Source organism: Dietzia sp. B44 (assembly GCF_014145245.1).
Taxonomy (GTDB): Bacteria; Actinomycetota; Actinomycetes; order Mycobacteriales; family Mycobacteriaceae; genus Dietzia; species Dietzia natronolimnaea.
This window is the reverse complement of the sequence record NZ_JAALEF010000511.1, coordinates 4,489-14,368: the sequence shown is the minus strand read 5'-3', so window position 1 is coordinate 14,368 and position 9,880 is coordinate 4,489. Positions and strand designations below refer to the sequence as shown.

Sequence of the window (9,880 nt, the reverse complement as noted above, 5' to 3'; positions counted from 1 at the left end):
AGCGGCCCGATGACTTCATCATCGACCGGGCCAACGTCCGCAACCACATCTCCTTCGGGTTCGGCGTACACCGGTGCATGGGCAACCGACTGGCCGAAATGCAGCTGCGGATCCTCTGGGAGGAGCTGCTCCCACGCTTCGAGAGGATCGATGTCGTCGGTGAGCCGGAGTACGTGCAGTCCAACTTCGTCCGGGGGATCAGCAAGATGATGGTCCAACTCACCCCCAAGGCTGGAACATAATGCCGCAGCGGGCCCTTGTCGTGGGGGCCAGCCATGCCGGAGCCCAACTCGCGGCGAGCCTACGGCAGGACGGGTGGAGCGGTGAGATCGTCCTCATCGGCGAGGAGCCCACGGTGCCCTACCAGCGCCCGCCACTGTCGAAGGCGTATCTCGCCGGGAAAACCACCCTCGACGAGATCACCATCCGCAGTTCGGACTTCTACTCCAAGCAGCGAATCCAGCTTCTCAACGCGCACGTGGAGGCGATCGACCGCTCGGCTGGGCACATCGTTATGAGCACCGGCGACACACTGACATACGACAAGCTCGCGCTGTGCACGGGAGCCCGCCCTCGTCAGCTCCGCGTTCCTGGGGCCGAGCTCGCCGGGGTCCATTACCTTCGTACCGCCGCAGACGTCGAGTTGATCCGCACGTCCGCCGCCCCCGGGCGGCGGGTGGTGATCGTCGGGGGCGGCTACATCGGACTTGAGACGGCCGCCTCACTACGGGCACTGGGCCTGGAAGTCACCGTGCTCGAGGCGACCACTCGCGTCCTCGAGCGGGTCACTGCTCCCGACGTCTCGACGTTCTTCGAGCGGATCCACCGAGAGGAGGGCATCGATATCCGAACGGGCGCCAAAGTCGCAGCATTAGTCGGAGACGACTGCGTCCGCGAGGTCCTCCTGTCCACTGGCGAGTCGATCCCGGCTGATCTGGTCATCGTGGGCATCGGTGTTGAACCGAGAACAGAACTCGCCGACGCTGCGGGTCTCGTGGTCGACAACGGCATCGTGATCGACGACCATGCCCGGACCGAGGACCCCGACATCGTGGCCGCCGGAGATTGCACAAGCCATGACATCGCCCGTTACGGCTGCCGTATACGCATGGAGTCCGTGTCGAGTGCGGGGGAGCAGGCCAAGGTCGCCGCCTCGACCGTCTGCGGAAAATCTAGGAAGATCGAGGCGCTTCCCTGGTTCTGGTCAGATCAATACGATCTCAAGCTGCAGATCGCCGGTCTCAACACCGGTTACGACGAAGTCGTCCTCAGCGGTGACCCCACCCGGGACCGCGACTTCAGCTGCTTCTACCTCCGTGATGGCGAACTCCTTGCTGCAGACTGCATCAATCGTCCCCGTGATTTCATGCTCAGCAAACAGGTCATCACACAGCAGCGTCCTTTCGTCCGGACCGATTTCGCCCATACGGGTTCTCCCGATTCCTTGCGCAATGGGTAAGCCAGTCCCGAGCGAGACTCGCACGGTCAGCGGCGGAGCCTCGACGAACGGCGCTGACATCCCACTGGCGCAGCAAGAGCCCGGTTCGTACCCGCCCGCCGTTCAGAAAGGAACTCTGATGACTCGCCAGACGCTCATCGAGAACTATCCACACCGGGTCGGGGGGCACTGCGGCTCAGCCGCGATGCGAGACCTCCTGCACTGGCAAGGCCTCGGCTGGGAAGAACCGCCCGAGGAAGGTCTCGTCTTCACCCTCGGGGGGTCACTTGGCCTGTCCTACTTGCACTCGAGCGACCTCTTCCCACCGCTTTATCTGGTAGGGAGAGACTCCGATTTCGAAGTAGATCTCCCCCATCGACTGGGCGCACAGGTCCAAGTGCTCACGACCGACGATCCCCGAGAAGGATGGTCGTGGATCAGCCAGGAGATCGATGCCGGAAGGCCAGCCCTGATATGGGGCGACATTGCAGAGTTGCCCTACCTGCGGGTTCGGCTCCAAATGAGTCGCCACGATATCGTGGTAATTGGTTACGACGAGGCGGAGAGGATCGCCTTCGTTGTTGACAACGACCGTGCCGAGGTCCAAAAGGTTTCGTTCGACGCTCTCGCTCGAGCACGGTCGTCGATGTCATTCCCACAACCGACACGTCACACCACGTACCGCATCGCCTGGCCGCATGAGTTACCAGACCTTGCGCAGGTTGCCGCAGCGGCTTTCCGTCAATCGGCAGCGAACATGCGCCACCCAACTCCGCCCGGAGTCGTCGATCTCACGACCGCGGTGAGCGGTTCCGAAGGCTTAGCAGCGGTCGCCCAGCTCGCCGCTGATGTCCGGACTTGGTCCCATCTACCGGCTGACGAACTCGAGATCCTCTTATTCAGCTTGAGCGCTTTCATCGAGAAGGCCGGCACCGGAGGTGGCCTGTTCCGAAAGCTGCTCGCTGACGGCTGCGCGGACGTGGCACGTTTGACCGGTGACCTCGCGACCGAAGATCTCGCCGTAGTCGCCAGACACTGTGCACAGACATGGACGGAGGCCGGCCGAGCCGGGATCGAGCACGAGGTCGATGTGCGTACTCGGCTGGAACGTGTGGCTTCGGCGGTTAGCCTCCTGCCCACGCTCGAGCTTCAACTGGCTGAAGCTCTGGAGTCAGCTTCGCGATCGCTTGCAGCAGCCTGACTAATCGGGAAGTCAAAACTGGACGGTAGAAGTTCCGGCCGCACTCAGACTGCAGCGGATGGCTCGCCGCAGCACGCACCGAAACGACCGGGCTCTAGGGTTGCCTCGCCACCTCCCCAGCGACCTCGGCGATCGAGCGGTCACACCCATCCGACAAGAAGAAGCCCCGATTTAGCGAGATCCGCCGGCGCCAGGGCGGTTCAGGCCGTGGCTGGATTCGGCCGGGATGGGTTCGCCTCCCTGCTTGCGGGCAGCAAGAAAATCATCAACGAGTTGCACGCATCCGTCGTGGTCGACGGTGCAGAGCCCAGTAAGGCGAGCGAACACGACGGGACCCAGGAGTTGAACGATCGCGAAGGTGGTGTCGACGTTGCCGAGCTGTGCTCGAACGTCAGGCTGTGTGAGGATGCGGTCAAAGGGCTGCCGGTATTCCTCGATGACTCGACTGCGCAGTGAGGTGATCGCGGCCGAATCGGCAGGATCGCTGCCGCCGACTGATCCGATTGACAGCCAAGCCAGAGTTGTAATGTTCAGCGGCGCCTGGTCAATCAGGTCAGCTTGGGCCGTGAGAAGCGCGATGAGTTGGTCGCGTACCGACCCACTGGCGGTAGAGACCTCGACGCGAGGCAACAGCCGCTCGAAGGACGCTGCAAGCAACTGGGCGGTGCCGCCGAAATGCCGATAGAGCGTGGCCCGCGCAACCTTTGACATTCGAGTGACCGCCTCGACGGTAACCGCCTCTACACCGCCAGTGCTCAGAAGATGCGTAGCAGCGTCGAGCAATCGTTTTCGTGAGCGCAGCAGTCGCGGATCGAGCTGATCGTCGTCCGTAGCGGGCCGATCAGCACTCCAGTCGTTCACGCTCTCCCCCTTCGGCCGACGGTCACTTCTCGTCCAAGCTAACCTGTCCAGCCAGCCGGATACTGTGATACTACTTGTCTCGAAACAAGACCGACCATCTCACAGCAAGGGGCCGGCGATGAACTCACCGCAACAGACCATCACCGAGTCATCCCGGTGGACCCGAGCTGAATGGTGGATGCTCACGGTGTCGTGCCTGGCCGTGGCGTTGGTGGTCGCGGCCATGGCCGCGCTGTATTCGGCATTACCGCAGATTGCGGTAGAGACTGGAGCGACGCAAGCCCAGCTGACCTGGATCGTCGATGGCTACACGCTGGTACTGGCGTGCCTGGTCCTGCCCGCTGGAGCGATCGGTGACCGCTACGGCAGACGGGCGGTTCTCGTAATAGGTCTGGTGATATTCACCTTGGCGTCCGCACTTCCCCTGCTGCTGTCTGACCCGGCGTGGTTGATCGCTGCGCGAGCGATTGCCGGGGCGGGCGCTGCGCTGGTAATGCCCTCGACGCTCTCGATTCTGACTGCTGGTTTTGCCGCCGTTCATCGCGGCCGAGCAGTAGGTGTGTGGGCTGGAGTCGCCGGCTCCGGAGCAGTGTTAGGCATCCTCGGCGCCGGGGTGTTGCTTGAGCGCTGGTCGTGGGTGTCGGTATTTGTTGGACTGACCGCAGCGGGAGCCCTACTGGCCGCGCTGGCATGCACGATCGCTGAGTCCAGCCAGCATGATCACCCTCCCGTGGACTGGGTGGGCGCGGCGGCAGCTGCAGTCGCGGTTGCGGGAATCGTATTCGCCACGATCGAGTTTCCAGCGCGGGGTTGGGCCGACCCGATCGTTCTCGCCAGCGCCGGGGCCGGCATGTTGGCGACAGCCTTTTTTATCCTGATTGAGCTGCGATCCTCGGCCCCCTTGTTGGATGTTCGGTTGTTCGCCAAGCGCGGCTTCAGCGCCGGCTCGTTGTCGGTGGCCATCCAATTCTTGGTCACTTTCGGGGTATTCCTACTCCTGGTGCAGTACCTGCAACTGATCCTGGGATATGGACCGCTGGCCTCGGCGTTGGGGTTGGTGCCGATGACGGTCCCCCTGATCGTGATCTCGGTGATCGCCCCCCGACTGTCACAGCGATTTGGGCTGCGAGTGATGACCGTCGCTGGCCTGGTGACCATCGCAGTTGGTCTGATGCTGGTGAGCAGGCTGACCGTCGATGCACGTTACCTCGACCTGCTTTGGCCGCTGGTGATCATGAGCGCAGGACTTGGACTATGCACAGCCCCGGCGACCTACGCCATCATCGCCGAAACTCCGGAGAGCAAACACGGGGTCGCCGCCGCAGTCAACGATGCGGCCCGCGAGATCGGCGCTGCGATGGGGATCGCGGTAGCCGGCAGTGTGCTGGCCGCCGGATACACCCGCCACATTCAACCCACCCTTCCCCAGCTGCCCGAACCTGCCCGTGGTCCGGTCGCCGATTCTCTGGCCGCCGCACTAGAGGTCGCCGCACAAGCCGGACCAATGGCGCAACCATTGGTCGACTCCGCCAAAGAAGCATTTGTGAACGGCAGCAGTCAGGCCACGCTTACGTTGGCAATCCTTACCGCCGGCGCCGCAGTCTTGCTAGCGTTCCTTGCCCCGGGCGCTGCTGGCTCACGCGACCACAAAACCATGGCCAGCTCAAAAGCACCGGCTCACCGGGCAGTGGCGGCGGATAAGTAGCCGATCCAGATTCAGACTGCATGGAGAATCTGCCCAAGGTCATCAAGAACCGCAGTTTCTGGTGCGCACGGCCGGGTTCGGCGCGGACGGCCTCCATACGAGCATCCGGTCGCGACTCCCCCGCCAGCTCTCGCTCACGAGCGTCATTCTGCTCGGCAGTCGACAACAACAGATGCGCCACCGCACTACCCGCTCAGACCACGCGGCAGCTTCGCCGCCAGTAACTCCGCCAAGCTTCCAACAGATTCTTCTACTGAGTCGACTTGCCCGCCAGGATGAGCAACCCTGGCCGCGCTGAAGGCGACAGACTTCTCTTCATATCCAGCTGTAGGCATCAAGGCAACGGTGGAGGGCACCGTGGTCGAGGTCGGCGGCCCTTACCTTCTCGACCAGCACGACCGCGATGAACTCCCCCGGCGCGGCACCCAGGAAAGCAGCGAGTCGCACACCTACCCGGCATTACCGCGGAGGATGTCGCCCAGCAATGACTGGTATCCACCGCGAGGCGGGGACAGGACGCATGTGATCCCCAGTCGCACCAGCCTGTCGATGACGTTCTCGTGGTCGTCCACCGCTAGCACGCCGTCATCCGCGAGCTTTCGAAAAGAGGGCGCGAGCGCGCTGGTAATGGTGTCGATGATCGGCGCAGTCTGAAGCACGAGGGCTTCGCCGATGATTCCCGGCTCGTCCGTGCGGACCTTACGGAACAAGGGGTGCTGCTCCACCCGCTCCAGGGCCCGCGCGCAAACGGAAAGCACATCGGGTGCGTCAGTCGCACTGTCGAGCCCGCGAATCACCTCGCTCAGCAGGCGCTCGATCTCGCGTTGCAGAAGGCTCGTCGCCGCGCGATCGACTGAACCAAGAATCCGGTACGCCGTTGTCCTCGACACCCGCGCCACAGCCGCGATGTCGGTCATCCGCGTCCGGCTGACCCCATGGCGCAAGAAGGCCGACAAGGTGGCGTCTAGGTACAGCTGCTGGTCGATTTCACGCCTCCTCGCAGTGGGGAACCCCTCGCCTCAATTCTGGCAGGCAAACCGGGTGTACAGTGGGACGAAAGTATCCTACCGTCCCAAGTGGCCCGTCCAGACCGGAGGCCCCAAGTGTCAGAGCTCTACAACCCGTACGACCCCGCCGTCCAGGCAGACCCGTATCCGATTTATCAGGTGCTGCGCGAGGAGTCGCCGGTCTACTGGAACAAGGAACAAGAATTCTGGGCACTATCCCGGTTCGACGACATCTGGGCTGCCACGCAGGACCACCGGCGCTTCTCCTCTGCGAAGGGGATCGTCGTCGGCCAGGACCTCGCGGCAGGCATGGGCGACCTGATGCCGATGATGATCATGATGGACCCCCCACGGCACTCCGCTCTGCGAAAGCTCGTGTCCCGGGCCTTCACTCCCAGGCGGATCGCCGAAATGGAGGGCAGCATCCGGGCTACCGCGCGGGGACTCCTGGGGGCTTTCATCGAGCGAGGTGAGGTCGACTTCGTCCACGAGTACGCCGGCCCCCTGCCCACGATTGTCATCGCGGACATGCTCGGCATCCCGAACGAGGACCGGCAGCAGTTCCGGGATTGGTCCGACCGTCTCGTGCAGGTCAATCCCAACGATCCGGCCTCCGTCGAGGATGCGACGAACGCGGCCCTGGGGCTCTACGGTTACTTCACGCCGATGCTCGCCGCACGCCGCGCCAACCGCAAGGACGACCTCATGTCCGCCCTCCTGGACGCCGAGGTCGACGGCGAGACGCTCACCGAAGAGGAACTCCTCGGCTTCTGCTTCATGCTTCTCATCGCCGGCAACGAAACCACGACGAACCTCATCTCGAACACCGCCCAGATCCTGAGTGAACGCCCCGAAACGCTGCGAACGATCGCCGCGGAACACAGCCTGCTCCCTGCAGCTGTCGAGGAATTTCTCCGCCTTGAGTCCCCCGTCCAAGGCCTCGCCCGGACCGTGACCGAAGATGTCGAACTGCACGGTGAAACCATGCGAGCTGGCAGCAAGGTGATGCTGCTCTACGGGTCGGCGAACCGTGACGAGAGGGAGTACGCTGACCCGGAGTCATTCATTCTCGACCGGAAAACCGAGCGCGGTCTCGCCTTCGGTCACGGCCCCCACTTCTGTCTCGGTGCCGCGCTGGCCAGGCTCGAGTGCCGAGTCGCCTACGAGGAACTCCTGTCCTACGTACCCGACTTTGCACTTGCCGACGGCGCCGAGCGCCTCCTCTCAGGGCCCGTGAGGGGCTACAAGAAGCTGCCGATAACGTTCGAACCGACGTCCATCAGCGCCAGATGAGCCACGGTGGCGACAACCAACAAATAGCGCGTGCCAGCCGCGTTCAATCAGAGCTCACAATTCCATTCTTTGGCTGTTAAAGCGATCGCAGTACGCCGACTAGAGCGGTAACGCGGGCCGCTGACACTGGCCGCTGACCCTGGCCGCTGACACTGGCCGCTGACACATACCTGGGGCTGGCAATGACGTTCCGCCACAGCCGGCTGGACGGGCTCTCGAGTCGGCACCGGCAACCAGGTCTTATGACAAGCCGCACCGTCGAGGCTGCGCAGCGAGCGAACTTTCGCCCTCTCCCCCGTCGCGGCATCTGTTCGTCAACCTGCGTCGTAGTCGATTGGGATACTGGATCGGTGCCCTCGCGCGATGAAGTCTTGATGAGTACTTGGCGAATCCATGTCCACTGAACGCGTCCCCTGGTCTCGCCTCGACAGCGGCGAGTTCGAACACACCGTCGCGATGCTGGTGTGCGCCGACCACCCGCTGGGTCAGAAGTTCACACCTGGCCCGGACGGCGGCATCGATGTCTTTGTTCCCGACGGCGACAGCCAGCGCAAGGTGTTTCAAGTCAAGAACTTCCCCCTGAAGTTTGCCAACGCAGAGTTCCGACAAGTGAGGAAGTCGCTCAGGGCGGTCGCCGAAACGTCAAGGCAAGAGGGATGGGCGATCACCGAGTGGCACCTTGTGATCCCCCGCGATTCAAGCCCCGGATACCGCGCTCGAATCGAAGAGGAGGTCAAATCTCTGGGCATCCCGACGTGGTCATGGATGGGCCTGACACGGCTCGACATTTTCGCGGCACGCCACCCAGAGCTCATCGATTATTACCTCAAGGGGGGCAAGGACCGTCTCGCTGATCAACTCGCCGATCTCACCGCCATCATTCGCGGTGACACGACCCTTGGTAGCGGGACTCGTTTGCAACCTGCCGACGTCGGCGACCGAATCAGGATCTTGCAACGTGCAGCAAACAATGACCCTCACTACCGGTACCACTTCGGAACATCCGATTGCCCCCCGCACCAAGTAGATGAGCCCTGGCTGGTTGCTGTCGCAGCCGAGCAACACGGCCCCATGTGGCTCCACATCAAGGTGTATGCAAAGTTCGCTGCCGCCCTCAGCGAGCGTCCGATAACCACTACCGTGCAGGTCGACGTAACCGGCGACCCGGCACTCGCCGAGAGCTTCGAGCAGTTTCTCGATTTCGGAACCGATCTCACGATCCCCTCGTCTGCTGCGTCCGCAGAACTCAACCTCCCCGGCGGGCTCGGCGGCACTATTGACAGTGCTGAGATCCACTTCACCGCCATCACGGCCGAAGCGGGCGGTCCGGAACCCGCATCTAGCATCACCGTTGGAGTCCGAGACGCTACAGGTGATGTCGTCGCCGAACTGCGGTTGGAGCGGAAGAGCTTCACGTCAGGGGTGCGCGGCGGCCAGCGAACCGTATGGGCTGACCGGACCGACAAGGTGGAGCTTGCACTTAGGACCCGCTTCGAGCCTATCGAAGTCGAAGCAGACTTCCGTATGAACTGGGACGCCTATAGCCAATTGCCAGGCGACCTCATCGATGCCGTTTCATTCATGGATGCGGTCGATCGCGGAGTGTCAATCGGACTGAGTCCCAGCCACGGACCGCGCCGTTATAGCTGGACTGTTCCTTACCCTCACGACCGAAATTCGAATCTCCATCTAACGGCGCGGCTCGTACGAGCGTTGAACGTAATCCAGCAGCACTCCACGGATCTGCTTCGCATCCCGAGCGCCCTCTCCGCGGGAGAACTCCGACATGTCTTCGAAGCAGCAACCCTCCTGCAAGGCCAAGCGGCTAGCACCACCTGGTCACCGTTTGAATTCACCATCGATGCCACCGATCGCCCCACGCTCACTGCGGGGTCACGTATCAATGTCGCGGTTACGCAGAGACTCAACATCGAGTTGGACGGAGAAGAACACCACCTTGGCCAAGTCGCAGCGTTCCTTGATGCCGTCGTCGACTCCGTCGACGGCGACACTGTCGCGCTCAGCCCGGGAGACCCGGACGCCCGTGCCACTCGCGTTCTCGCGGAGGGCGAAGAGTACAGAGTCTGGGTGGCGGCGACCGACGCAGAGAGCAAACGTCCCGCGCCCGACGGCAACAGGGATGGGCCAACCTGAACACCCAAAGCCGAACGGCCGCGAAGGGCACTGGGGAGTGTGGCAACTCCCCCATGTCACCATGGGCCGTCAGCCTGGTGTCGCATTTGACGATCCCCTAACGCGACACATCCAGACACGGTCTGTCCAACTCTCGGGAGCGGTCGGGCATGTCTCGCATACGTGCCGGGCAAGCCTGTCGTACTGGGCAGGGTCAAGCGCGTCGCACTCACTACGTAAAT

General features: G+C 62.9%; 8 protein-coding genes. 6 read left to right on the top strand and 2 right to left on the bottom strand.

Annotated features, from left to right (window positions below):
- From G6017_RS15380 to G6017_RS15370, 3 genes are all read left to right on the top strand, one after another.
- Positions 1–242, top strand: a 242-nt coding sequence (locus G6017_RS15380; protein ID WP_182618163.1) for a cytochrome P450, incomplete at its 5' end; no start/stop codon positions are given.
- Positions 239–1,459, top strand: coding sequence for an FAD-dependent oxidoreductase (locus G6017_RS15375; protein ID WP_182618161.1), 1,221 nt, complete (start codon positions 239–241; stop codon positions 1,457–1,459). The genes G6017_RS15380 and G6017_RS15375, both read left to right, overlap by 4 nt.
- A 118-nt stretch (positions 1,460–1,577) precedes the next feature.
- Complete coding sequence (locus G6017_RS15370) at positions 1,578–2,639, top strand: BtrH N-terminal domain-containing protein (RefSeq protein WP_107749263.1); 1,062 nt, start codon at positions 1,578–1,580, stop codon at positions 2,637–2,639.
- 171 nt (positions 2,640–2,810) lie between these two features.
- Here G6017_RS15370 and G6017_RS15365 read toward each other — a convergent pair whose 3' ends face one another.
- Positions 2,811–3,500, bottom strand: coding sequence for a TetR/AcrR family transcriptional regulator (locus G6017_RS15365; protein ID WP_107749262.1), 690 nt, complete (start codon positions 3,498–3,500; stop codon positions 2,811–2,813).
- 118 nt (positions 3,501–3,618) lie between these two features.
- Between G6017_RS15365 and G6017_RS15360 the strand changes: the two genes are divergently transcribed.
- Entirely contained in the window at positions 3,619–5,205 is a 1,587-nt protein-coding gene (locus G6017_RS15360; RefSeq protein WP_107749261.1) for an MFS transporter, read from the top strand.
- 449 nt (positions 5,206–5,654) lie between these two features.
- Here the strand turns inward: G6017_RS15360 and G6017_RS15355 are convergent, their stop codons facing one another.
- Positions 5,655–6,122, bottom strand: coding sequence for a TetR/AcrR family transcriptional regulator (locus tag G6017_RS15355; protein WP_146166385.1), 468 nt, complete (start codon positions 6,120–6,122; stop codon positions 5,655–5,657).
- A 186-nt stretch (positions 6,123–6,308) separates the two neighbouring features.
- On the opposite strand from G6017_RS15355, the gene G6017_RS15350 reads away from it, so the two are divergent.
- Both G6017_RS15350 and G6017_RS15345 read left to right on the top strand, forming a co-directional pair.
- Positions 6,309–7,505, top strand: a complete 1,197-nt coding sequence (locus G6017_RS15350) for a cytochrome P450 (RefSeq protein ID WP_107749260.1) — start codon at positions 6,309–6,311, stop codon at positions 7,503–7,505.
- 393 nt (positions 7,506–7,898) lie between these two features.
- Positions 7,899–9,659, top strand: coding sequence for a hypothetical protein (locus tag G6017_RS15345; protein ID WP_179523835.1), 1,761 nt, complete (start codon positions 7,899–7,901; stop codon positions 9,657–9,659).
- Positions 9,660–9,880: the final 221 nt, after the last annotated feature.

What these genes read in the sequence shown, in the direction of transcription:
- G6017_RS15370 (WP_107749263.1), top strand. Translation starts at nt 1,578, where the DNA reads ATGACTCGCCAGACGCTCATCGAGAACTATCCACACCGGGTCGGGGGG.
- G6017_RS15360 (WP_107749261.1), top strand. Translation starts at nt 3,619, where the DNA reads ATGAACTCACCGCAACAGACCATCACCGAGTCATCCCGGTGGACCCGA.
- G6017_RS15355 (WP_146166385.1), bottom strand. Translation starts at nt 6,122, where the DNA reads ATGACCGACATCGCGGCTGTGGCGCGGGTGTCGAGGACAACGGCGTAC.
- G6017_RS15345 (WP_179523835.1), top strand. Translation starts at nt 7,899, where the DNA reads ATGTCCACTGAACGCGTCCCCTGGTCTCGCCTCGACAGCGGCGAGTTC.